This is a genomic window from Microbispora rosea, assembly GCF_044460045.1.
Taxonomy (GTDB): domain Bacteria; phylum Actinomycetota; class Actinomycetes; order Streptosporangiales; family Streptosporangiaceae; genus Microbispora; species Microbispora rosea.
In genome coordinates this window covers 153165-176877 of record NZ_JBITJO010000001.1, presented here as the reverse complement: position 1 = coordinate 176877, position 23713 = coordinate 153165, and the positions used below count along the sequence as shown (strand labels likewise).

General features: G+C 70.7%; 20 protein-coding genes. 12 read left to right on the top strand and 8 right to left on the bottom strand.

The features are described from left to right. The first annotated feature begins 223 nt into the window (after positions 1 to 223). Together ACIBK1_RS00815 and ACIBK1_RS00810 are read left to right on the top strand one after the other, a co-directional pair. Positions 224 to 2728 (top strand): ATP-dependent Clp protease ATP-binding subunit, encoded by a 2505-nt coding sequence (locus tag ACIBK1_RS00815; RefSeq protein ID WP_396731311.1) that lies wholly within the window; start codon positions 224 to 226, stop codon positions 2726 to 2728. A 372-nt stretch (positions 2729 to 3100) separates the two neighbouring features. Next, complete coding sequence (locus tag ACIBK1_RS00810; RefSeq protein WP_030512300.1) at positions 3101 to 4036, top strand: TIM barrel protein; 936 nt, start codon at positions 3101 to 3103, stop codon at positions 4034 to 4036. Between the two features lie 55 nt (positions 4037 to 4091). Here ACIBK1_RS00810 and ACIBK1_RS00805 read toward each other — a convergent pair whose 3' ends face one another. Then, positions 4092 to 4958: an HhH-GPD family protein gene (locus ACIBK1_RS00805; protein ID WP_030512301.1), complete on the bottom strand. Its 867-nt coding sequence runs from the start codon at positions 4956 to 4958 to the stop codon at positions 4092 to 4094. A gap of 139 nt (positions 4959 to 5097) precedes the next feature. On the opposite strand from ACIBK1_RS00805, the gene ACIBK1_RS00800 reads away from it, so the two are divergent. Together ACIBK1_RS00800 and ACIBK1_RS00795 are read left to right on the top strand one after the other, a co-directional pair. Then, positions 5098 to 5796, top strand: coding sequence for a hypothetical protein (locus tag ACIBK1_RS00800; protein ID WP_030512302.1), 699 nt, complete (start codon positions 5098 to 5100; stop codon positions 5794 to 5796). A gap of 246 nt (positions 5797 to 6042) precedes the next feature. Beyond that, positions 6043 to 6711: a Type 1 glutamine amidotransferase-like domain-containing protein gene (locus ACIBK1_RS00795; RefSeq protein WP_030512303.1), complete on the top strand. Its 669-nt coding sequence runs from the start codon at positions 6043 to 6045 to the stop codon at positions 6709 to 6711. Between the two features lie 103 nt (positions 6712 to 6814). On the opposite strand, the gene disA is transcribed toward ACIBK1_RS00795, so the two are convergent. The 6 genes from disA to ACIBK1_RS00765 form a co-directional block, all read right to left on the bottom strand. Further along, positions 6815 to 7903 carry a DNA integrity scanning diadenylate cyclase DisA gene (disA, locus tag ACIBK1_RS00790; protein WP_231514192.1) on the bottom strand — a complete coding sequence of 363 codons (1089 nt, stop codon included), beginning with the start codon at positions 7901 to 7903 and terminating at the stop codon, positions 6815 to 6817. Between the two features lie 195 nt (positions 7904 to 8098). Further along, positions 8099 to 9535: a DNA repair protein RadA gene (radA, locus tag ACIBK1_RS00785; RefSeq protein WP_396731306.1), complete on the bottom strand. Its 1437-nt coding sequence runs from the start codon at positions 9533 to 9535 to the stop codon at positions 8099 to 8101. 61 nt (positions 9536 to 9596) lie between these two features. Next, the gene (locus ACIBK1_RS00780) at positions 9597 to 10622 is read right to left on the bottom strand and encodes a metalloregulator ArsR/SmtB family transcription factor (protein WP_396731303.1); all 1026 of its coding nucleotides are present in this window, start codon (positions 10620 to 10622) and stop codon (positions 9597 to 9599) included. A 73-nt stretch (positions 10623 to 10695) separates the two neighbouring features. Beyond that, the gene (gene trxA / locus ACIBK1_RS00775; protein WP_030512307.1) at positions 10696 to 11010 is read right to left on the bottom strand and encodes a thioredoxin; all 315 of its coding nucleotides are present in this window, start codon (positions 11008 to 11010) and stop codon (positions 10696 to 10698) included. Further along, the gene (locus ACIBK1_RS00770; RefSeq protein ID WP_030512308.1) at positions 11007 to 11384 is read right to left on the bottom strand and encodes a MerR family transcriptional regulator; all 378 of its coding nucleotides are present in this window, start codon (positions 11382 to 11384) and stop codon (positions 11007 to 11009) included. The genes trxA and ACIBK1_RS00770 overlap by 4 nt, the downstream gene beginning before the upstream one ends. A 67-nt stretch (positions 11385 to 11451) precedes the next feature. Further along, positions 11452 to 12150: a class I SAM-dependent methyltransferase gene (locus tag ACIBK1_RS00765; RefSeq protein WP_030512309.1), complete on the bottom strand. Its 699-nt coding sequence runs from the start codon at positions 12148 to 12150 to the stop codon at positions 11452 to 11454. Between the two features lie 163 nt (positions 12151 to 12313). Between ACIBK1_RS00765 and ACIBK1_RS00760 the strand changes: the two genes are divergently transcribed. The 7 genes from ACIBK1_RS00760 to ACIBK1_RS00730 all read left to right on the top strand — a co-directional run bounded on the left by ACIBK1_RS00760 (position 12314) and on the right by ACIBK1_RS00730 (position 19906). Then, complete coding sequence (locus ACIBK1_RS00760; RefSeq protein ID WP_036409336.1) at positions 12314 to 13129, top strand: sugar phosphate isomerase/epimerase family protein; 816 nt, start codon at positions 12314 to 12316, stop codon at positions 13127 to 13129. Further along, positions 13126 to 13896 (top strand): class I SAM-dependent methyltransferase, encoded by a 771-nt coding sequence (locus ACIBK1_RS00755; RefSeq protein WP_030512311.1) that lies wholly within the window; start codon positions 13126 to 13128, stop codon positions 13894 to 13896. The genes ACIBK1_RS00760 and ACIBK1_RS00755 overlap by 4 nt, the downstream gene beginning before the upstream one ends. Before the next feature lie 18 nt (positions 13897 to 13914). Further along, complete coding sequence (locus tag ACIBK1_RS00750; protein ID WP_030512312.1) at positions 13915 to 14532, top strand: TetR/AcrR family transcriptional regulator; 618 nt, start codon at positions 13915 to 13917, stop codon at positions 14530 to 14532. A gap of 226 nt (positions 14533 to 14758) precedes the next feature. Further along, on the top strand, positions 14759 to 16861 hold the full coding sequence (locus ACIBK1_RS00745) for a (Fe-S)-binding protein (RefSeq protein ID WP_396731298.1): 2103 nt from the start codon (positions 14759 to 14761) through the stop codon (positions 16859 to 16861). 159 nt (positions 16862 to 17020) lie between these two features. Next, entirely contained in the window at positions 17021 to 17905 is an 885-nt protein-coding gene (locus tag ACIBK1_RS00740) for a hypothetical protein (RefSeq protein ID WP_363526583.1), read from the top strand. Then, entirely contained in the window at positions 17902 to 18981 is a 1080-nt protein-coding gene (locus tag ACIBK1_RS00735; protein WP_030512315.1) for a glycosyltransferase, read from the top strand. Before ACIBK1_RS00740 ends, ACIBK1_RS00735 begins: the two co-directional genes overlap by 4 nt. A gap of 223 nt (positions 18982 to 19204) precedes the next feature. Next, complete coding sequence (locus tag ACIBK1_RS00730) at positions 19205 to 19906, top strand: hypothetical protein (RefSeq protein WP_396731295.1); 702 nt, start codon at positions 19205 to 19207, stop codon at positions 19904 to 19906. Between the two features lie 99 nt (positions 19907 to 20005). On the opposite strand, the gene ACIBK1_RS00725 is transcribed toward ACIBK1_RS00730, so the two are convergent. Next, complete coding sequence (locus ACIBK1_RS00725) at positions 20006 to 22540, bottom strand: ATP-binding protein (protein WP_030512317.1); 2535 nt, start codon at positions 22538 to 22540, stop codon at positions 20006 to 20008. A 65-nt stretch (positions 22541 to 22605) separates the two neighbouring features. On the opposite strand from ACIBK1_RS00725, the gene ACIBK1_RS00720 reads away from it, so the two are divergent. Beyond that, a complete protein-coding gene (locus ACIBK1_RS00720) occupies positions 22606 to 23703 on the top strand; it encodes a hypothetical protein (protein ID WP_396731292.1) in 1098 nt (365 codons plus the stop codon). Positions 23704 to 23713: the final 10 nt, after the last annotated feature.

Here is a 23713-nt window from a genome sequence, read left to right as displayed (position 1 = left end):
ACGATCGCATAACCGCGCGATTGTGTTTCCGCTCCCTTAAAACCTCGTTCGCTTGCGGCGTATCGGGAACATGTCACCCCCAGCAGGGGGTTGGATAGAGCATGAACGCCCTGCGCTTGGGGAACCCTTCTGCCAAGGAGCGGGTCGCTGGGTCGGGGCTACCATGCGGAACGACGGGCCGGATCTCCCGTGCTCGCCTGACCGCTCTGTGAGGAGCGACGAGATGTTCGAGAGGTTCACCGACCGTGCGCGGCGGGTTGTCGTCCTTGCCCAGGAAGAGGCTCGGATGCTCAACCACAACTACATCGGCACTGAGCACATTCTTCTTGGTTTGATCCATGAGGGTGAGGGTGTGGCGGCCAAGGCTCTGGAGAGTCTTGGGATCAGTCTCGAGGGGGTGCGCCAGCAGGTCGAGGAGATCATCGGTCAGGGGCAGTCGGCGCCGTCGGGACACATTCCCTTCACGCCGCGGGCCAAGAAGGTTCTTGAGCTGTCGCTGCGCGAGGCGTTGCAGCTCGGGCACAACTACATCGGCACCGAGCACATTCTTCTGGGGTTGATCCGGGAGGGTGAGGGTGTCGCGGCGCAGGTGCTGGTGAAGCTGGGCGCTGATCTGAACAGGGTGCGTCAGCAGGTCATTCAGTTGCTGCACGGGTATCAGGGCAAGGAGCCGGCGGCGGCGGGTGGGCCGCAGGAGTCGGCGCCGTCGACGTCGCTTGTGCTGGACCAGTTCGGGCGCAACCTGACCCAGGCCGCGCGGGAGGGCAAGCTCGACCCGGTGATCGGCCGGGACAAGGAGATCGAGCGGGTCATGCAGGTCCTTTCCAGGAGGACCAAGAACAACCCGGTTCTGGTGGGTGAGCCCGGTGTGGGCAAGACCGCCGTGGTGGAGGGGCTGTCGCAGAAGATCGTCAAGGGTGAGGTGCCCGAGACGCTGAAGGACAAGCAGCTCTACACCCTTGACCTGGGTGCGCTGGTGGCCGGTTCCCGTTACCGCGGTGACTTCGAAGAGCGCCTGAAGAAGGTGCTCAAGGAGATCCGTACCCGGGGCGACATCATCTTGTTCATCGACGAGCTGCACACGCTGGTCGGCGCGGGCGCCGCCGAGGGCGCCATCGACGCCGCGAGCATCCTCAAGCCGATGCTGGCCCGCGGTGAGCTGCAGACCATCGGTGCCACCACGCTCGACGAGTACCGCAAGCACCTGGAGAAGGACGCGGCGCTGGAGCGGCGGTTCCAGCCGATTCAGGTGGCCGAGCCGTCGTTGTCGCACACGATCGAGATCCTCAAGGGGCTGCGGGATCGTTACGAGGCGCATCACCGGGTGTCGATCACCGATGGTGCGCTGGTGGCCGCGGCGACGCTGGCCGACCGTTACATCAGTGACCGGTTCCTGCCGGACAAGGCGATCGACCTGATCGACGAGGCGGGCTCGCGGATGCGGATCCGCCGGATGACGGCGCCGCCGGACCTGCGCGAGTACGACGAGAAGATCGCGAACGTGCGGCGGGAGAAGGAGTCCGCGATCGACGCGCAGGACTTCGAGAAGGCCGCGGCGTTGCGGGATCAGGAAAAGCAGCTGCAGCTCAAGCGGGAGCGGCGGGAGAAGGAGTGGAAGGCCGGCGACATGGATGTCGTGGCCGAGGTGACCGAGGAGCTGATCGCCGAGGTTCTGGCCACCGCCACCGGTATCCCGGTGTTCAAGCTGACCGAGGAGGAGTCGCAGCGGCTGCTGCGGATGGAAGACGAGCTGCACAAGCGGATCATCGGTCAGGACGACGCGATCAAGGGGCTGTCGCGGTCGATCCGGCGCACCCGCGCCGGGTTGAAGGACCCGCGCCGTCCGGGTGGGTCGTTCATCTTCGCCGGCCCGTCGGGTGTCGGCAAGACCGAGCTGTCCAAGGCGCTGGCGGAGTTCCTGTTCGGCGACGAAGACGCGCTGATCATGCTTGACATGTCGGAGTTCATGGAGAAGCACACCGTTTCGCGGCTGTTCGGCTCCCCGCCCGGTTATGTCGGGTACGAAGAGGGCGGTCAGCTGACCGAAAAGGTGCGGCGCAAGCCCTTCTCCGTGGTCCTGTTCGACGAGATCGAGAAGGCCCACCCCGACATCTTCAACTCGCTGCTGCAGATCCTGGAGGACGGTCGCCTGACCGACGCCCAGGGCCGGGTGGTCGACTTCAAGAACACCGTCATCATCATGACGACCAACCTCGGCACCCGGGACATCTCCAAGGGCATCGGGGTCGGGTTCGCCCGCGCCAACGACACCGAGTCGAACTACGACCGGATGAAGTCCAAGGTGCAGGAGGAGCTCAAGCAGCACTTCCGGCCCGAGTTCCTCAACCGCGTCGACGACATCGTGGTCTTCCACCAGCTCACGCCCAAGGAGATCATCCAGATCGTGGACCTGATGCTCGCCCAGGTGGCCGAGCGCCTGAAGGACCGCGACATGGGCCTGGAGCTGACCCCGGCCGCCAAGCAGCTGCTGGCCGACCGCGGGTACGACCCGGTGATGGGCGCCCGTCCGCTGCGGCGCACGATCCAGCGCGAGCTGGAGGACACGCTGTCGGAGAAGATCCTCTACGGCGAGCTGCGGCCGGGCCAGGTCGTCAAGATCGACATCGAGGGCGAAGGCGACGCCGCGACGTTCACCTTCATCGGTGAGGCGAAGAGCCCGGCGGTCCCGGACTCGGCGGCCTCCATCGCCGAGGCGGTCCAGCGCTGATCCGCCTGCGATAACCCGTTCCACCCGAGGGGCGCTCCGTCAGGGGCGCCCCTTCGGCTTTTCGCCGTGCCTCGGTCACGGTGCGGTCACCTTCCCGCCGAGAGGGCGAGAACCGGTATCACGCCACCGGACGTAGTACTACACTTTGTAGAGTCCGCTCGCGGTATGTCCGAGCGCGGCCGGACGGAATGTCATCCCTGCGGCGTACCGGACAATCCGCTGCGGGGCGGACGCGGAGGACCGGGCACACGGGGGAAGCTCGGTCCGCCCGGGAGAGATCCCGGCGGTAGGAGGACCGGAGTCCCATGCGGTCGGGACACGCCCTGTGGGCGAATTGGCGGTCCGGAAGTGCACAAGCCTTGGAGGCACCTGATGCGCCTGTTGCACGACGACGGGACGCTGGTTCACCTGGCCTACAACGCGGGCGTACATCCCGCCGAGGATCTGGAGAACCTGATCGCCCACCTCACGCGCTACGCCGTGCCGGTGCGCAGGAAGCTGGGAGTCGACCGGCTGGGCATCGGCCTGTGGCTCGCTCCCGCGGTGGCGGACCACCTCATCGCCGATCGCATCGAGCTCGTACGGCTGCGCCGCTCGCTGGAGGAGCGCGGCCTGGAGTGCGTGAGCCTGAACGGCACCGGCGGGCGCAACCAGGAGGTTCCCGGACCCGACTGGGCCAAGCCCGAGCGCTACCGCTACACCATGGCGCTGGCGAAGATCCTCGCGTTCCTGCTGCCGGACGACGTGCAGTCGGGCGGCATCTCCACGATCCCCATCGGCTGGCGCCGCGACTGGCCGGCCGACCTGCACACCATCGCCTCCCGTCGGCTCGAACGGCTCTCGCGTGAGCTGCGCGGCCTCTACAGCGTCACCGGAAAGATCATCAGGGTCGGTTTCGAGCCCTGGCCCGGTTGCGTGCTGGAGACCACCGAGCAGGCCCTTGAGCGGGTCTGCGACATCGACTCCGATCACCTCGGCGTCTGCCTGGACGCCTGCCACCTGTCCTGCGGCGCCGAGGAGCCCGACGCGGCGCTGCGTGGCCTGGCCCTCGCCGGCGCCCCCGTGGTCAAGCTCAGCCACGTGCACAACCACAGCCAGGAGATCCCCAGCACCCAGCCGGTGATCGCCGACACGCTCACCGCGATCCTGTCCGGGGCGGTGAACGGCACCGCGCACATCGAGGTGGAGGCCCACGACCTCACCTCCTCCAAGGCGAAGGGGCCCGCCGCCCTGGTGGCGAAGCTCGCCGACGAGCTCGACTGGACGCGCCGCAACCTCACCGCGCTCGGCCTCAAGCTCGCCGCCTGACGGGCGCCCGGAGCGCCGACAAGGACGCCGTGCTTCGCCTTCCGGGCGGCCGGGGTCAGGAGGGCAACTGGTAGGTGCCGTCGGGGAGGACCTCGGCCAGGCCGTCGTCCAGGAGGCCGTCCAGTGCGCGCTCGCGCTGCACGTGGTCGGCCCAGACGGCGTCCAGCGCCTCCTTGGGGACCGGCCCGTGCGCCTCGCGGAGCACGGCGAGCAGGCGGCCGCGGCACTGCCGGTCGGTCCCCGCGTACGTCTGGCCCTGCCGAGCCGGGCCGTCGTGGGCCGGACGTCCGGCCAGCCGCCACGCGCACTGCGCGGTGACCGGGCAGCGCTCGCAGCGGGGCGCCCTGGCGGTGCACACCAGCGCGCCCAGCTCCATCACGGCCACCGCCCAGCGGGGCGCGCCCACCGGGGGCACCAGCGACTCCGCGAGCCGCCGCTCGGCCGCCGTGGGCGCCTTCGGCGGATACTCCTCGCCACGCACCGCCCTGGCCAGGACACGCCGCACGTTGGTGTCGAGCACCGCGTGGCTGCCGCCGTACGCGAAGCTGGCCACGGCCGCCGCCGTGTAGTCGCCGATCCCGGGCAGGGCTCGCAGTTCGTCGTACGTGGCCGGCACGCGGCCGTCATGGTCGGCCGTGATGGCCCGCGCGCACGCGTGCAGGTTGAGCGCCCTGCGCGGGTAGCCGAGCCGGCCCCAGTGGCGTACGGCCTCGCCGGGGGACTCCTTCGCGAGCGCCTCGGGGGTGGGCCAGCGCTCCATCCACTCGGTCCAGATCGGCAGCACCCGGGCGACGGGCGTCTGCTGGAGCATGATCTCGCTCACCAGGATGCCCCAGGGGGTCGCGTCGGGACGCCGCCAGGGCAGATCGCGGTTGTGCTCGGCATACCAGTCGAGGATGGGCTCACGCAGGGAGGCGGACACGCCCCGACTGTACCGAGAGCCGCGCCGGCGCGCGTGTGGCGCCCGATTGCGCAAAGACCCGGCGACGCTGTGATCTGGAGAAGGACAAGGTTCAGCGAGCCGTTCCCGGCTGCCCCCCAGGGCTCCCCATACTGTCCGTATGGATCCGGACACTTTCCGTGGTGACGTGGGCGTCGAGGGGGCGGACGTCTACTGGCGCCGCCGGGTGTCGGTGCTCACGGGGATGCTCGTCGTGGTGGCGGTCGTGGCATGGGCGTGCAGCAGCGCCTCCGGACGGCCTGACGAGACCGCCGCCGCCGTCAAGGCGACGCCCTCCGACCGCCTGGTCGTCTCGCTGCCCGCAGGGCTGGCCCCGAAGACGCCCGCCGTCTCCGGCGCCGTCGCGGGGCAGCCGTCGCCGTCCGCCTCCGCGAGCGTCTCGCCCTCGCCCGGCAAGCCGCGACGCCCCGGCGATCCGTGCGACGAGAAGGACCTCGTGCTGGCGCTGCAGACCGGCCAGGACGTGTACGGCAAGGGGGTCACCCCGTCCTTCCTGCTGACGGTGGTGAGCACGAGCAAGGTCGAGTGCACGGTGGACGTCGGGCCGCGCACGCTGGAGATGCGGGTGCTGTCGGGCGGCGATCGCGTGTGGTCGACGGCCGACTGCGTGGCGGGCGACGGCGTGGACAGGCAGTTGCTGGAGCGGGGCATCCCCTACGTCCGCTCGATCAAATGGGACCGCCACCGCTCGGGCAGCACGTGCGCCGGCAAGCGGCCGGCCGCCGACCCCGGCACGTACATCGCGACCGCCCACTCGGGCCGGTTGAAGAGCCCGAAGATCGTCTTTCATCTGCGCTGAGAGAGGGTGCCGGTCGTCCAGCGCCTCGATCGCCGGCTGATCGGGTATCCCGACCGGCGCGCCGGGCGTCGTACGTCAGCCGGCGAATCTGGTGGCACTTCGCAACTGGTCGTGTTAGCGTCACTCTAACCGATTTCATTCTGCAATCAGTTTCGTCGTGGAGGGGATCGCCGGGCCGGTGACCGACGCTTCTGACGCAGGCGTTTCTGACACAGGGCAGCGACAGAGCGCTCAGGAAAGGGCATCATGCGGCTCCTTCTCACATCCGCCGGCATCGCGAACGCGAGCATCCACGACGCGCTGGTCGACCTCCTGGGCAAGCCGATCGCCGAGTCCCACGCCCTCTGCATCCCCACCGCGTCATACGGGCACCCCCAGGGCACTCCTGTCGGCGCATGGCGTTTCATCAGTGGACAGTCCGCCCTACCCATGTGCGAGCTGGGGTGGAAGTCCGTGGGAGTGCTGGAGCTCACCGCGCTGCCCAGCATCGGTGAAGAGCGCTGGGTCCCCTGGGTCCGGGAGGCAGACGTCCTGCTGGTGAACGGCGGCGATGCGCTGTACCTGTGTCACTGGATGCGGCAGTCCGGGCTGGCGGATCTGTTGCCGTCGCTGAGCGAGACGGTCTGGGCGGGACTGAGCGCCGGGAGCATGGTGATGACTCCCCACATCGGGGAGGACTTCGTCCAGTGGAAGCCGCCCTCGGGTGACGACAGCACCCTGGGTGTCGTCGACTTCTCGATCTTCCCGCACCTGGATCACGAACTCCTGCCGGAGAACACCATGGCCGAGGCGGAAAGGTGGGCGGCCGGCATCCCGAATCAGGCGTACGCGATCGACGATGAGACCGCCATCAAAGTGATCGACGGGCATGTGGAGGTCGTCTCCGAGGGGCACTGGAAGCTGTTCACCCCCTAGATCATGAGCGTCGGCGACCTCTCCGTCCTCGTGCTCGCACCGCCGTGACCGAGCGCTCCTCAGCCGCTCCGGCAGGTCATTGAGTCGAACAGCCGCGCATCGATCAGAGGTAGCGCTCCAGGATGGACGACTCGGCGAGCCGGGACAGGCCCTCGCGGACGCTGCGTGCCCGGGTCTCGCCCACGCCGCCGACGGCCTGGAGGTCGTCGGTGCTGGCCGCGAGCAGCTTCTGCAGGCCGCCGAAGTGGCTCACTAGCCGGTCGACGATCGCCCCGGGGAGGCGGGGAACCTTGGTGAGCAGCCGGAAGCCGCGCGGGCTGACCGGCGTGTCGAGCGCGTCGCCGCCGTGGTGGCCCAATATCTGCGCCACCTTCGACAGGTCGAGCAGGTCGCCGGACGACAGTTCGTCCAGCTCCCGCATGGCGTCGGCGTCGCCGTACGGCCGCGCGCCGAGCGCACCGGGCGCGTAGTCGCGGATGATCTGCACGCGGTCGGTCTCCACGCCCGCGAACAGTTCGTCGAGCTGGAGGGACAGCAGCCGCCCGTCGGTGCCGAGCTCGACGACGTATCCCTCGATCTCGCGGGCGATGCGGCGGACCATCTCCAGCCGCTGGACGACGACGGCCACGTCGCGGACCGTGACGAGGTCCTCGATCTCCAGGGCCGACAGGTTGCCGGAGACCTCGTCGAGCCGCTTCTTGTAGCGTTCGAGCGTCGCCAGAGCCTGGTTGGCCTTGGACAGGATCGCGGCCGACTCCTCCAGCACGTAGCGGATGCCGTCGAGGTAGAGCGCGATGATCCGCATCGACTTGCTGATCGCGATGACCGGGAGCGAGGTCTGCCTGGCCACCCGCTGCGCCGTGCGGTGCCGGGTGCCGGACTCGTCGGTGGGGATGGCCGGGTCGGGCACGAGGTGCACGGCGGCCCGCACGATCCTCAGGTGGGCCGTGTCGAGCACGATCGCGCCGTCCATCTTGGCCAGCTCGCGCAGGCGGGTCGCGGAGAACTCGACGTCGAGCGTGAACCCGCCGGTGCAGATGTCCTCGACCGTGCGGTCGTACCCGAGGACGATCAGTCCGCCGGTGTGGCCGCGCAGGATGCGCTCCAGCCCGTCGCGCAGCGCCGTCCCCGGGGCGAGCGCGGCGAGCACGGCCCTTCTGCGGTCGTCGATCGCCTTGTCGTTGTCCAGCACATGCACCCCAGTGGGCTCGCCCGGTCGTTATCCGTCAGATCGTCTTCCTACCGATCCCTTGCCGCGGCGAGATCCGCGAGGCGCTCCGCAGGCGCCCTGTGAAGCCCGCCGGGGGCGCGGGGGCGAGGCCACGACCGACGGGACAGGCAACAGAGTTTACCGGCGTGATGCCGTGCTCACCGGTGTGACGGCCGATCACCCCGCGGATCTCATGAGGTTGAGCGCGTCCCACACGTTCTCCACCTCCGTGACCTCGAAGCCCGGCGCGAACGGCGTCGTACGGCCGGCCGGCGAGCGCAGCGCCACGAGCCGGCCGGGCTTCGCCGCCGCCTCCAGGCGCGGGCCTTCCTCCTCCAGCGAGCCGGTGGGCACCAGCGCCCTGGTGAAGCCGAGCCGGGCCGCCTCGGCCAGCCGCCGCCGGACGTCCCGCACGGGCCGCAGTTCGCCGGCCAGGCCGACCTCGCCCAGCGCGACGAGCCCGGCGGGCAGGGCCTGGTCGCCGGCCGCGCTGACGACCGACAGCATCAGCGCGAGGTCCACGGCGGGGTCGGTCAGGCGGATCCCGCCCACGGTGGCCGTGAAGACGTCGCACTTGCCGATCTTGGCGTGGAGCCGCCGCTCCATGACGGCGAGCACCATCGCCACCCGGTAGGAGTCGAGACCGGAGGACGTGCGGCGGGGCTGGGGGGCCTCGGTCGGGCCGACCAGAGCCTGCAACTCGGCCGGGATCGGCCGGGTGCCCTCGATGGTCACGGTGACGCAGGTGCCCGGCACCGGCTCGGGATGGCGGGAGACGAACAGCCCGCTGGGGTCGGCGATCCCGGTGATGCCGCGCTCGTGCAGGTCGAAGCAGCCCACCTCGTCGATCGGGCCGAACCGGTTCTTCACCGCGCGCACCAGGCGCAGCCGCGAGTTGCGGTCGCCCTCGAAGTGGAGCACGACGTCCACCAGGTGCTCCAGCACGCGGGGGCCGGCGATCGTGCCGTCCTTGGTCACGTGGCCGACGAGCACCGTGGACATGGCCCGCTCCTTGGCCAGGCGGACCAGGTTGCCGGCGACCTCCCTGACCTGGGTCACGCCGCCGGGCACTCCGGTCGCGTCGGCCGAGCCGATCGTCTGGACCGAGTCGACGATGAGCAGGCTCGGCTGCACCTTCTCGACGTGCGCCACCAGGGCCGACAGGTCGGTCTCGGCGGCCAGGTAGAGCCTGTCCTCGATAGCGCCGATGCGGTCGGCGCGCATGCGCACCTGGGCGGCCGACTCCTCGCCGGTCACGTAGAGGACCGTCTCGCCCTGCGCGGTGCGGGCGGCGGCCTCCAGCAGCAGCGTCGACTTGCCGATGCCCGGCTCTCCCGCCAGGAGCACGACCGCGCCGGGGACGAGACCGCCGCCGAGCACGCGGTCGAGCTCGGGGACTCTGGTCGTCCGCGAACTGACGACGTCGGCCTTCACCTGGCCGATCGGGACGGCGGGGGCGGAGACCGCGCCCGGCTTGACCACGTGGACGCCCTGCCGGGCCCCGGCCTCCTCGACCGTGCCCCACGCCTGGCACTCCCCGCACCTGCCGACCCACTTGACCGTGGTCCAGCCGCACTCGCCGCACCGGTACGCCGGTTTCGCTGCCTTGCTCACGTGCGGGAGGTTACCGGCCGCCGCCGACAATCCCTTCAGGAAAGCGGCGGCGGGGTGGGAACTAGGCCTGCGGCTGCTCCGGCGCGTAGAAGGCGGTGGTGCCGGAGACCGCGGCGGTCACCACGTCGTCCGGCGCGCCGGAGGCCCGGTATGCCTCGCCCCACAGGGTGCTGCTGAGCCTCATGAGCTCCCGCGCCTCCTCCGACTGCTCCCACGCGGAGGGGTCGTCGATCATCTCGCCGCGCAGGTGCAGGCCGAGCCCGAGCAGCGCCAGGTCCCAGCCGACGCCCGTGGCGCCCGGCCCGAACCGGTCCCAGAACTCGGGCGGCACCACGGCGACGTGCTCCAGCTCGAACACGGTGTGGCCCTCGCCCTCCGGGCTCAGCCGCACCTCGACCTCGCTGAAGCCGGGGTTCTCGCCGAACAGCCAGCTCACCCGCAGCAGCCGCGGCGGCTCGCACCGCAGGATCTCCCCGCCCGCGTTGCCCTGGAGCTGGTAGTGCCCGCCGAGTTTCAGCTCGCCGCTCACCGGGAGGAACCAGCGGCTGATCCGCTCGGGGTCGGTGCAGGCGTCCCACACGTCCTCGACGCCGGCGTCGTAGGTGCGCCGCAGCAGCACCGTGCGGGCTTCGCCTTCCGGCAGGTCGCGCGTGCCGACCGCGCGGTGGGCTTGGTTGATCATGTCGATGAAGTCGCTCATTGGCCGCTCTTCCTCGTCGGTCCGTCCGTCGTGGGCTGCGTGATGGGCATCGCCGCCGCCGTGCCGCCGCTCCCGTCTGCCCCGTGCCAGTTCGGTGCCGAGCGCGTCGATCCGCTGCTCCAGGAAGCCGCGGAACCGCTCCAGCCAGGCGTCGGCCTCCCGCAGAGGCGCGGGTTCGACGGCGTACAGCCGCCGCGTGCCCTCGGCGCGTACGGACGCCAGTCCGCACTCGCGGAGCACGCGCAGATGCTGGGAGATGGCCGGCTGTGAGATCCCGAACTCGGCACGGATGACCGAGGTGAGCGCGCCCGACGTCTGCTCGCCATGGGAGAGCAGCTCCAGGATCCGGCGTCGCACCGGATCCCCCAGCGCGTCGAATGCGTGCACGCGCCCACTATGCCGAGAGCCACTTATAAAAGTCAACGCTTATATAAGCAGCTCTCGGCAAGACGGGCGTGACCTAGAAGTGGCCCGCGAGGTCGGCGAGCAGCAGCCGCTTGGGCTTGGCGCCCCTGATCTGCTGGACGATCTCGCCGTCGCGGTAGAGGTTCAGCGTGGGGAAGCCCAGGACGTTGTAGCGCTGGGCGATCTCGGGGTGGTCGTCGGCGTTGATCTTCGCCACCGTGAGGCGGTCGCCGTACTCGGCGGCGATCTCCTCCAGGATCGGGGCGATCATCTTGCACGGCGGGCACCAGTCGGTCCAGAAGTCCACCAGCACGGGCTTGTCGCTGTGCAGCACCTGCTCGTCGAAGTTCTCAGCGGTCAGTGTGATCATGACTCTCCTCGTCGTAGGAGACAGCCGGGGCAGGCGTCGGCGAACTGGGCGGCCACCTCCGAGCGGCGGGCCAGCAGGTCGCGGATCTCCCGGTCGATCTCGGCGAGCTTGCGCCGGTAGACGGCCACCGACTCCGGGCAGGAGCCTCCGGACGGGTGTCCGGACCGCAGGCAGTCCACGAACGGGCGGGCGTCCTCCAGCGTGAAGCCGACCGACATCAGCTCGCGGATCTCGGTGACGATCCGGACGTCCGACTCGTCGTACTCGCGATATCCGTTGGCCGAGCGGCGCGACCGGATGAGCCCCCGCTGCTCGTAGTAGCGCAGCGCCCGGGTGCTCACTCCCACGCGCCGGGCCAGCTCGCCGATCCGCATCGGCCCCTCCTCGGCTGTCCTGGCACGACGGTAAAGCTTGACGCCGGTGACAAGGTCAAGCCCGGATTCAGAATTCCCGCCAGCGCAGGACGTTCGGGTAGTCGACGTCCAGGCCCTCGATCTCCCGCAGCGCCTCGCCGGCCACCTCGGGCGTGAACTCGATGCGCAGCACCGCCTCCAGGTCGGCCCTGGTACGGAAAGTCATCCGCAGGTCCAGCTCCTCGCGCCGCCAGCCCTGCCGGGACCAGAAGCGTTCCACCGCCTCGGGGGAGTACGACGGCAGCGACCGGCGGAACCAGCGGCCGAACGCTCCGCGCGAGGCGTCCACGTCGACGACGAAGGCCGCGCCGCCCCGGCGCAGCACCCGCCCCAGCTCGCGCAGGCCGGGCTCGCAGCCGGGCCCGAAGAAGTACGCCCACCGCGCGATCGCCACGTCGGCCGACGCGTCGGGAAGGGGCAGCGCCTGCGCGGTGCCCGTACGCACCGAGACGCCGGGCAGCGACGCGCAGCGGGCGGCGGCCTGCGCGGCCAGGCCGCCGTGCGGCTCGATGCCCACGACCCGCCCGGCGGACGCGGCGAGCAGGGGCAGATGGAAGCCGCTGCCGCAGCCGATCTCGACCACGGTCGCGCCGTCCCAGGGCCGTACGGCCCGCATCGCGGCCTCGGCCGCGCCCGCGGGTCCCACGGCGAGGTTCTCCAGCTCGTAGATCTGGGGAGTGTTCCAGATGTTCGGACTGGGTACGGCCCCGCTCACGATCCGTGCCATGCGCCCCACATTAGTTCCCGACCTTGGGTAGTTGATTGTGGCGAAGCGGCGCACGGCGCGGGTGCGGCTTAGGCTGGATCCGTGAACGGGCGCATGGAGCGAACGGACGGCCACGGCCACGGCACTGGAACGTGCCCGCGGGCCGCCAGGGGAGGCTGGCCTCATGAGTGACATCCGCGTGCCCAGCGGCAAGGTGGCGCTGTCGACGGCGTCGGTGTACCCGGAGCGTACGCCGGACGCCTTCGAGCTTGCCGCCCGGCTCGGGTACGACGGCGTAGAGATCATGGTGGGACAGGACCCGGTCAGCCAGGACATCGAGGTCCTCGAACGACTGCGCGACCACTATGAGATCCCGATCCTGGCCGTGCACGCGCCCTGCCTGCTGGTGACCCAGCGGGTATGGGGCCGCGACCCGTGGCTGAAGCTGCGCAGGGCCCGCGAGGCGGCCGAGCGGCTGGGCGCGCAGACCGTCGTGGTCCACCCGCCCTTCCGCTGGCAGCGCGACTACGCCAGGGAGTTCGAGAAGGGGCTGGCCCGGATGCGCGAGGAGACGGACGTCGTCTTCGCGGTGGAGAACATGTTCCCGCTGCGGGCCAGGGGCAACGAGGTCGTGCCGTACGCGCCGGACTGGAACCCCATCGACTTCGACTTCCCCGACGTGACGCTCGACCTGTCCCATACGGCGGTGTCCGGGTCCGACGCGATGGAGATGGCGACCAAGCTGGGCGAGCGGCTGGCCCACCTGCACCTGGCCGACGGGGTGGGCACCACGAACAAGGACGAGCACCTGGTGCCCGGCCGGGGGACGCAGCCCTGCGGGCCGATCCTGGAACGCCTGGCCGGCAACGGTTACCGGGGCCTCGTCGTCCTGGAGATCAACACCCGCAAGGCCACCAGCCGCAGCGAGCGGATCGAGGACCTGACCGAGGCGCTCGCCTTCGCGAGGCTCCACTTCGCCGCCTCCTCCACGGCCTCATGAACGAGCGGCTCGCGGACAGCCACCGGGTCTTCGACCGGGTCTCCCAGGAGTACGACGCGGCGAGGCCGCACTACCCGGAGGCCCTCTACGTCGCGCTGGAGACCCTGTCGGGAGTCCGGCTCGCGGGGGCGACCGTGATCGACGTCGGAGCGGGCACGGGCATCTCGACCCGAGGGCTGCTCGACCGCGGCGCCCGGGTCGTCGCCGTGGACCGCGGCGAGCGGATGCTGGCCCGCCTGCGCGCCCGCACGGCCTGCCCGGCGCTGCTGGCCGACGGGAACGACCTGCCCTTCCGCGCGGGCGCGGCCGACCTCGTGACGTACGCCCAGTCGTGGCACTGGCTCGACCCGGCGCTGTCGGTGGCCGAGGCCGTACGGGTGATCGTGGGCGGCGGCGCGGTGGCGGGCTGGTGGAACAGCGTGGATCCGGGCAAGGCCGACTGGCTGGCGGCCAACCAGGTGCGGCTCGCGGAGTCGTGCCCCGGCTACATCGGGCCGGTGCTGCCCGGGTGGAGCATGCCGCCGATCGCCGCGGCCATGTCCGACGCCGGCCTCGCCGTGGCCGACACCTGGGTCGGCTGGACCAGGTCGGTGCGGCTGGAGGACTTCCTCGTCGACCTGCGCTCCCACTCGTACATGGCGAGGATGGAGGGTGACGTGGTGGCGGAGCTGCTCGCCAGGGAGCGCGCCGAACTCGGCCGGGTCTTTCCCGACGGGCGGCTGACCGTCCCCATGCGCGTGTATCTTGCGGTGGGCCGCAGGGGCTGAGCTTGAGCGGGGAGCGATGTGACGACGGAGGTGCCGGAGGTCTCGGGCGGCAGGCGGCGGCCGGGGCGCCGGCCCGGCCGGCGTCCGGGCTCGGCGGACACCCGCGGGGAGATTCTCGCCGCGGCGCGCAGGGTCTTCGCGGAGAAGGGGTTCGACAAGGCGACGATCCGCGGCATCGCCCGGGAGGCCGGTGTCGATCCGGCTCTCGTCCACCACTATTTCGACAGCAAGGAGGGCGTGTTCGTCGCGGCCATGCGGCTGCCGGTGGACCCCTCCGCGGTGCTTCCCCTCATCCTGTCGGGGCCGCGTGAGGAGGTCGGCGAGCGCATCGTCCGCTTCATCCTGACGATGACGGCCGACCCCGCGGCCAGGGAGCCGCTGCTGGGGCTGGTGCGGACGGCGATGGTGAACGAGCAGGCCGTCGGCATGGTCAGGGAGTTCTTCGCGACGGCCGTCCTCGGGCGGGTGGCCGAGGCGCTGGACGTTCCGCCGTTGCGGATGGAGGCGGCCTTCGCGCAGTTGTTCGGCGTGGTGATGACGCGGTACATCCTCAGGTTCGAACCGATGGCCTCCGCCGACGTCGAAGAGATCGTCGCGCTGGTGAGCCCCGCCATGCAGCGTTACCTGGCCGGATAGATTTACGGACGCCCCTCTCGTACCCCTTTGTAGAGCTTTGTTCTAGTATCGAGCCGTGGGCGGGAAACGCAGTGACGAGCGCCACTCGCCGAGCGTGACGCAGGATAAGTTACTCGCCGGTACCATTCGGGAAGCGTAGGCGTTATCCACAGGGCGGGACACGACCGCCCACGTGAGGGCGCCGCGCCCCTACGCTGGCCGCCGACGTTCGATATGGGAGGGACTCGTGCTCTGGGTAGCGATTGTGGGCCTCGTCGCGACCGCCGTGGCGGTCGGGCTGGCGGGCCGTCGCGTGCTGTTCCTCTATCGGCTCGCCACCAGCGGCCAGCCGGCCCCGGAGCGGATCGAGTACGCCAAACAGCACGCCGGCGCTGAGATCAAGGCTCAGTTGGTCGAGGTCTTCGGCCAGCGCAAGCTGCTGAAGTGGACGCCGTCGGGCACCGCCCACTTCTTCGTCATGTGGGCGTTCTTCATCTTGTTGACGGTCTACATCGAGGCGTACGGCGCGATCATCCAGGGTGCGATCACCGGACACTCGGACTTCCACATCCCGCTCATCGGGACCTGGCCGGTGCTGGGCTTCCTGCAGGACTTCATCGCGGTCGCCTGTCTGCTCGGGCTGGTCGCGTTCACCGCCATCCGGATCAAGAACTCGCCGAAGAAGCTCGGGCGCGGCTCCCGATTCTCCGGTTCCCATCTGGGCGGGGCCTGGCTGGTCCTGTTCATGATCTTCAACATCATCTGGACGCTGTTCCTGGCCCGGGGCGCCGCGGCCGCCAACGGCAACTTCCCCTATGACTCCGGCGCCTTCGCCTGCCTGGCCATCGGGAAGGTCCTGCCGCACAGCGAGCTGCTGGAGCAGATCGCTCTCCTGCTGCACATCGGCCTCATGCTGGTGTTCCTGGTCATCGTGGTGAACAGCAAGCACCTGCACATCTTCACCGCGCCGCTGAACGTTCTGTTCTCCCGCCGTCCCGACGGGATGGGCCCGGCCCAGCCGATGCGCAGCAACGGCGCGGTGCTCGACTTCGAGGAGGCCGACCCTGACACCGACGTGTTCGGCCGCGGCAAGATCACCGACACGACCTGGAAGGGTTTCCTCGACTTCTACACCTGCACCGAGTGCGGCCGCTGCCAGTCCCAATGCCCGGCCTGGAACACCGACAAGCCGCTGTCGCCCAAGATGCTCATCCTCGACCAGCGTGACCACGCCTTCGCGGTCGCGCCCTACCTGCTGGCCGGGGACAAGGAGAAGGAGAGCTTCTCCGAGGACGTGCTGGCCCTGCTCGACAAGCCGCTCGTCGGTGAGGACGGGGTCATCCACCCCGACGTGTTGTGGTCGTGCACCAACTGCGGCGCCTGCGTCGAGCAGTGCCCGGTCGACATCGAGCACATCGACCACATCCTCGACATGCGCCGCTACCAGGTGATGATCGAGTCGTCGTTCCCGTCCGAGGCGGGCGTGATGCTCAAGAACCTGGAGAACAAGGGCAACCCGTGGGGCATGTCCGAGATGAAGCGCGCCGAGTGGATCGAGGAGCTCGACTTCGAGGTCCCGATCATCGACTCGACGATGCCCGAGGACGTCGAGTACCTGTTCTGGGTCGGCTGCGCCGGGGCGCTGGAGGACCGGGCCAAGAAGACCACCAAGGCCGTGGCGGAACTGCTCCACATCGCCGGGGTCAAGTTCGGCGTGCTCGGCCCGATGGAGGCCTGCACCGGCGACCCGGCCCGCCGCCTGGGCATGGAGTTCCTGTTCAACATGCTCGCCCAGCAGAACATCGAGACGCTCAACGAGGCCGGCGTCAAGAAGATCGTGGCCACCTGCCCGCACTGCTTCAACACCCTCGCCAACGAATACCCGCAGCTCGGCGGCACCTACGAGGTCGTGCACCACACCCAGCTGCTGGCGCATCTGGTGGAGGAGGGCAGGCTCACCCCGATCACCCCGATCGAGGAGAAGATCACCTACCACGACCCGTGCTTCCTGGGCCGGCACAACAAGGTCTACGCCCAGCCGCGCGACATCATGGCCAAGGTGCCCGGCGTTCAGACCCAGGAGATGCACCGCTGCAAGGAACGCGGATTCTGCTGCGGCGCCGGCGGCGCGCGGATGTGGATGGAAGAGCGAATCGGAAAGCGCATCAACACCGAGCGGGTGGACGAGGCGCTGACCACCGATCCCGACACCGTCTCCACCGCCTGCCCGTTCTGCCTCGTGATGCTCGGCGACGCGATCAATGAGAAGAAGAACGCCGGTCAGGCCAAGGAGTCGCTGGAGGTCGTGGACGTCGCCCAGCTCCTCATCAAATCCATCAAGCAGGAGTAAAGCGGCCTTTGCCGTGATCGTGAACTATTTGTGGAAATCCCCGGTCAAGGCGAGGGAATGAACGGTGTTTCACGGAAGAGTGACAAAGGCTTTCTCCACATAACAGGAAAATCACGGTAACCTCAACGTTGGCTCAATCGACGGGGAGGGGGCTGGACGGTGGGTGTGGTCGTCATCGACGCGGAGGTCACCCTGGCGGACGTCCTCTCCCTGCGTCTGTCCATCGCCGAGCCGCTGGCGGACGGCACCCGCCTCGTCCTGCGGCAACGGGGCACGGGTGAGGAACGGCGGGTGACGCTCGGCGCCTCCGGCGGGCGTACGAGGGACGCCGGCGTCGCGGTCTCCCTCGCGCCCCTCGGCCTCGGTCCCGGCCGCTGGGACACCTACCTCGAACAGGACGGCGTCCGCGCCCGCATCGAGAGCGCCGATCCCGGGTTCTCGCTCGACCGTCTCGACGCGTACGCGCTGGGCCGCCGGACGCTGGCCTACCGGGCCTACCGCACCCGCAACGGATTTCTGGCCCTCAAGATAGACCCGGCGGAGCCGGTCGCCGACGTCCGCGCGGTGTGGTTCCGTGAGGGGCGCTTCGAGGTGACCGGGCTGCTGGCCTACACCGGCCTGGACGACGACGACCAGCACCGCCGCGCCACGCTCGCGCTGCGTCACAGCGACTCAGGCCACGGCGACCCGGGTCGCGGCGATCAGGACCACAGCGACCCGAGGCACGGCGACCTGAGGCACGGGGAGCAGGGGCTCGACGACCCGGCCGCGACCGTGCGGTTCGCCGCCACCGTCCAGGGGGTCCGGTTCCACGCCGCGCTCTCGCTGTGCGACGTGCTGGCCGCCACCCCCGACTCCCAAGGCTCCTGGGAGCCCTATCTGGAGGTGGACGGCGTCGACGGCGCGCTGCCGCTGGGCGCCAGGCTCGACGACGTCGAGGGCAAGCGCCGCCGCGTCCACTATCCCCACGCGCTCGTGGACGGCGTGCCGATCCGGCCCAGCTTCACTCCGGGTGACGAGCTGCTGCTGGAGGTGGGAGCGTGAAGATCGCGTTCCTGCTCCCCTCGGCGTACGGCATGCGGGGCGACGTGCGGGCGATGCTCAACCTCGCGGGAGGGCTGGCCTCACGGCACGAGGTGGAGGTGGTGAGCGTCCGGCGCACCAGGGAGACGCCGTTCTTCCCGGTCGACCGCCGGGTGACGCTGCGCTGGCTCGTGGACGCCCGGCCGGGTGTCCATCACCTGCTTCCCCGGGGACAGGTGCGCACCGAGGTGGCGCTCTGGCGCATGCTGCGGGGCCTGCACGCCGACGTCCTGATCACCAGCCGGCCGTCGCTGAGCGTGCAGGCCGCCAGGTATGCCCCGCGGGACGTCGTCCGCATCGCCCGGGAGTGGAGCAGACCGTCGGTGCCCGGCCCGGTGCGCCGGTTCTATCCCCGCCTCGACGCCGTGGTGGCGAGCACGGCCGGCCGGCGGGAGGAGTGGGTGCGGCTGCTCGACGACGATCTGTCGGTCCACGTCATCCCCGACGCCCTGCCTGGGACGCCCTGGCCGCGCTCCCGCATGGACAACCGGATCGTCAGCGCCGGGGGCAGGCTGGTGCCCGGCAAGTCGTACGACCAGCTCGTGCGGGCCTTCGCGATCGTCGCCGACAAGCGGCCCGACTGGCGGCTGCGGTTGTACGGCGGGGGCCCGGAGGAGCGGCGGCTGCGCGCCCTCGTCCGCGACCTCGACCTGCACAACCACGTGTACTTCATGGGCACCACCCCCGACCTGCCCGGCGAGTTCGCCAAGGCGTCCATCGTCGCGGTGCCGGCGCGGCACGAGGTGCTGGGCATGACGGTCATCGAGGCGTTGAGCTGCGGGGTGCCGATCGTGGGCTTCGCCGGAGCCCGCGGGCCCGCCGAGTTCCTCCGGCCGGGCCACGACAGCGTGCTGGTCCAGGAGGGGGAGGGCGGGGACGCCGAGTCGCTCGCCTGTGCGCTGCTCGCCCTCGTCGACGACGAACGCCGCCGCATGAAGCTGGCGGCCGGGGCGCTGGAGACCGCGTCCCCCCACGCCGCGGCGGCCGTCGCGATCCGCTGGGAAGAGCTCATGTACGGCCTGCGCTCCCGCCCCTGACGAGCGTCAGCGGACGGATGCCCCGTGCTGCATCGGTCGTGCACGTGAGCAGTGTTCTTGATCGGTTCACGGCTTGTCGTCTTCAGGTCCGTGCTCCGTAGAGCCGGAATGTGAGTAGGGGGTTACTCATGTACCGGCGGTGAGGTGCGGGACAGGATGCGATCACGGGGGCCGGGAGTGTCCCCGCCCGCGATCCGTTCCTTGCTCTCTCCCGGAGGAAGACATGCTCACACGTTCCGGCAAGTTCGTGGCGATAACCGCATCGGGGTGCCTGGCGATGTCGATGCTCGGGGTCACGGGGGCCGCCGCCGAGACGGCGTTCGCCCCTGACACCTGCGCCAGCGGGTACGTCTGGCGCGGCGCAAGGCCCAGCGACCACGTCTGCGTGGACCCGTCCGTGCGCGACCGTACGCGCTCGGAGAACGCCTCCGGCGTCTGGCAGGCGTGCACGACCGGGTTCGTCTGGCGGGAGGCATACCCCGGTGACTACCGGTGCGTGGTCCCCAGCTCCCGCACCCAGGCGCGGCGCGACAACGACAGTGCGGTCCGCAGGCTGGCCTGGGTCATCATGGTGAAGCGCAACCACGCCGGCAGCAGGCCCTCCTGCGACGGTGGAAGCTGCTCCACCACCAACGAGGGGCCGTACCAGACCGTGGTCGTCCGCGGCTACTACCTGACGCCGGGTATCCAGGTCACCATCCAGGTCAAGCGCGCCTCGGATGACCGGGTGCTGTGGCAGGGCCGTACTACGGCGCAGGCGGGCGGTAAGGGACCGGCGGGCAGTTACTCGGTCGACACTGAGCGGGTGCTGTGCGGTGGCAGCTCGTTCGCGCCGCCGCTCACCGCCTATGTGGTGGTGCGCGGTGACGGCGGGCAGTGGTCGCCACGTGTGCCGATCGCCTGGCGGCCCTGCGGACTCGTGTGATCAGGGGCTTTGGGCGCGCGGACGATGCTCACAACCTTACGGTGGTCGCCGGCTCTTCCTCTGTCAGGGCGGCAATCAGCGACTACGGATGAGCCGGTGCTATCCCTCCGGCCCGCCCAGGAGGGCGGCGAGGGCGGTGCGGTCGTTGACGCCTGTCTTGTCGTAGACGGCGTACAGCGTGTTGGCCACGGTCCGGACGGACACGACGAGCCGCTCGGCGATCTCGCGGTTCGTCAGCCCTTGGGCGGCCAGCACGGCGATCTCGCGCTGCCTCGGCGTCAGACCGGGGACGTCGAGGTCCATCAGCGCGAGCGTACGGGCGCCCTGGCAGCGCTGGGAGAGCCGCCAGGCCCGCGTTTCCGCCGTCCGCATGCCGCGCCACAGCCCGGACTCGCGGTGGCGGGCGGCTGCCTGCGCCGCCGCCTCGGCCGCGTAGAGCAGCAGGCCGAGCCGTTCGAAGCCTTCCGAGACCGCGTAGAGCTCCCCGCCGTCGCGGGCGGCGGCATGCCGCGCGAAAAGGGCGACCAGCGGACTCTCCACGTCGAGCGCGGCGAGCCGTGCGGAAACGAGGTCAGGACGGCCCAGTCTGACGACGTCGTGCAGCGCGAACGGCACGTCGCAAGGCAACGCGCTCTCGGCGGCCTCCAGGCAGATCTCGACAGCCCCGGCGACGTCGCCGCGCCCGGCCAGGGTCCATGCCTTGGCGAAGCGGAGGGGCAGGACGACGTACGGGCCGATCGGCATACCCGTGGCCTCCGCGCGCGCCAGGGCCTCCTCGGCCGCGGCGGCGTCACCGAGCAGCGCGTGCGCGTGCGCGAGCTCGCCCAGGCAGGCTCCGGCCAGCACGCTGCGGGCGGGCAGCCGCACGACGGTGTCGCGGGCCCACGCGAGGGCCTCGGTGAGCCGGCCGCGCAGCCGCAGCACGCGGGCCTTCGCCGCGCCGAACTCCAGGATCGCCCGTGTCCAGCTGCCGAACTGGCCCCCCAGGCCGTATCCCTCGTCGGCGAGCCGCTCGGCGGCGTCCAGGTCACCGAGCAGCAGCGCGGCGCTCGTGGCGTGCCCGGTCAGAGCGGCGGACAGGCTGCGCATGGCGTCGGGTTCCTTCGCGAGCCGGGCGCCGGTCTCCTTCACGCGGGCCAGGCATTCCGTGGCCCGGCCCCGCGCCAGCAGGACGGCCGCCTCGGCCCCGCCGATCATGCGTTCGCCGTGCGGGCTGAGCGGGCCCATGTCCCGCGTGCGCGCCAGCAGGTCCTCGGCGGCGGCGAGGTCGCCGGTGAGGGTGGCCAGGACGGCCTGCATGATGAAGATGCCCTGCCGTCCGTCGACACCGCGGGTCAGCCGGGTGGTCTCTTCCAGGACGGCTCGTGCCCGCGGAACGTCCCCGAGCCCGACGGTCAGGTTCAGCGCGCGCTGCACGCCGAGGTCGATCCGGGCCGTCTCGCTCATCTCCACCGCCCAGGCGGTGGCGTACATCTCCTCGGCCTCGGCGTGCCGGTCGGCGTAGAACAGCACGGTGCCGAGCGCGGCCAGCGCGGGCCTTCCGCCGCCGGCTGCCACGGCCGCGCGTCCAAGCCGTAAGGCCAGCTCCAGGTCGCGGACGACCCTGGCGCGCTCGCAACCGGCCAGCAGTAGCCCGGGATCGCCGGTCATGCCGCCGTCCAGCCGCCAGACCGCCACCCTGAGCACGTCCTCGCGCCGTCGTAGCCCGGCCTCGGTGACCGCCTGAGCCAGCCGGCGTGTCACCGTGCGGGCGCGCAGCACGCCACAACCGTCCCTGATGACCTCGCCGTAGAGGGGGTGCGCGAGCCGTACCTGGAGCCGCCGGCCGTCCCGCTGCACGGTGACGAGCTGCCGGTCCTCCAGGTGTTGGACGGCGTCGAGGGACCCGAGGACGGCTAGCAGGTCGGCGCCGAGCGGCTCGCCGTAGGCCAGGAGCTCCAGTGCCTCCCGCTCATGCGCGGTCAGTTCGCCGATGCGGCCGGCGATGGTCTCGCGCAGCGTTGGCGTGATCGTCAGTGGCCCGCGCCAGCGCCACACGTCCCCATCCTCGGTGAGGATCCCGGACAGTACGAGCTCGTGCAGGTAGAGCGCGTTGCCCTGGCTGGCGCGCCACAGCCTGGCCACGGTCGCGGCCTCCACCCGGCCGCCCATGGCGGCCTCCAGGACGGCCGCGGTCTCCTCCAGGGAGAACGGCTCCAGCTCCAGCCGCGGCACCAGGCCGTCCTTCCACAGTGCGTGCACCGCGTCCGGCGCCGGTGTCCGGCTGCGCAGCGTCACGATCACGCGGGTGCCGCCCCTCGTCACGAGGTGGTGGACGAGCGCGGCCGAGGCCGGGTCGAGCAGGTGGGCGTCGTCCACCACCAGCACCGGCGCACGCAGCGCGGCGGCGGCCCAGCCCAGCGGGTTGCCGGCGGGCGGTGTGGCGGGCAGCAGCGGGGCGAAGGCGCCGAGGGGAAGCTCTCCCGCGGCCGCGGTGGCCCGTGCCCACGCGACCCGTTCGAGATCGTGGACGGCCTGCGCCACCAGGCGGCTCTTGCCCGTCCCCGGCGGGCCGGCGACGACCATGCCGTGCCCGGCCGACCTGATGGCCGCCAGTTGCGCTGCACGCCCGATGAACGGCCAGGAGGCTGCCACGGCGAAAGCGTATTTGAGTAGGCCGTGCTCATACGAGGGCGATTTCCGGGCGGCAGGCTGGGCCCATGATCCTGACACCGGCCACCGGTCTGACGGACCTGGTCCGCGAGAGCCTCGGCGATCCCCTGGCCGAGATCGCGGAGCAGCACGTCGAGCCCTTCCACTTCGGCTCCGGAGCGCTGTCGACGGCCTCGCTCCATCGCGTGAGCGGCACGACGACCAGCGGCGTGAACTGGTCGTTCTTCGTCAAGTCGATCCATGCGATCAAGCACTCGGCCTGGTTCGAGAAAATGCCCGAGGAGATGCGGGCCGACGCGCTGGCGCAGTTCCCCTGGCGGGCCGACGCGGACGCCTATCTCGCCCGTCGCCCGCTTCCCGACGGGCTGCGGCTGCCCCGCATGTACCGGTTGGACGACCTGGGCGACGACCGGCTCGTCATGTGGCTGGAGGACGTACCGGTCGCCCCTGCCACGTGGGATCTGGACCGCTACCGCGCCGCCGCCCGCCTGCTCGGCGATCTGGCCGCCGCACGGCCCGTGGCAGGCCGGTCCTCGACGCCGCGCGAGCCGCTGAACCGTGGACTCCACTGGTTCTGCGCGGGTCCGGTCGCCAACCTGTTCCTGCCGATCCTGCGGGACCCGGCGACGTGGCGCCACCCTCTCGTCGCCCGGCACGCCGACCCCCTGCTCCAGGCCGACCTGCTCGCCCTCACCGACCGGATCGGCCCGCTGCTCGACGCGCTCGACCGCCTCCCGCACACCCTCGTCCACGGCGACGCCGGCCCCATGAACCTGCTGATCCCCTCCGACGGCTCGGCCGAGTTCGTGGCCGTCGACTGGAGCTGGCCGGACCCTGCGGCCGTGGGCTTCGACCTCGGCCAGCTCCTGGTGGGCCGGGCGCACACCGGCGAGCTCGACCCCGCCGACCTGCCCGCCGTCCACGAGGCGATCGAGGCCGCGTACGCCGCCGCGACGGCCGGGATCGCGGACCACTGCGAGGTCTCCTTCGGCTACGTCGCCGCGCTCGTGCTGCGCAGCGCGTGGACCGCGATCCCCCTCGAGCTCCTTGACCATGAGCCCACCCCCGAGCTGCACGACCTGTTCCGCAAACGGGTCGCACTCGCCCGATTCATTGTCGACCTGGGGCGCTCGTTTCGCCTCTGAGACGGATGCC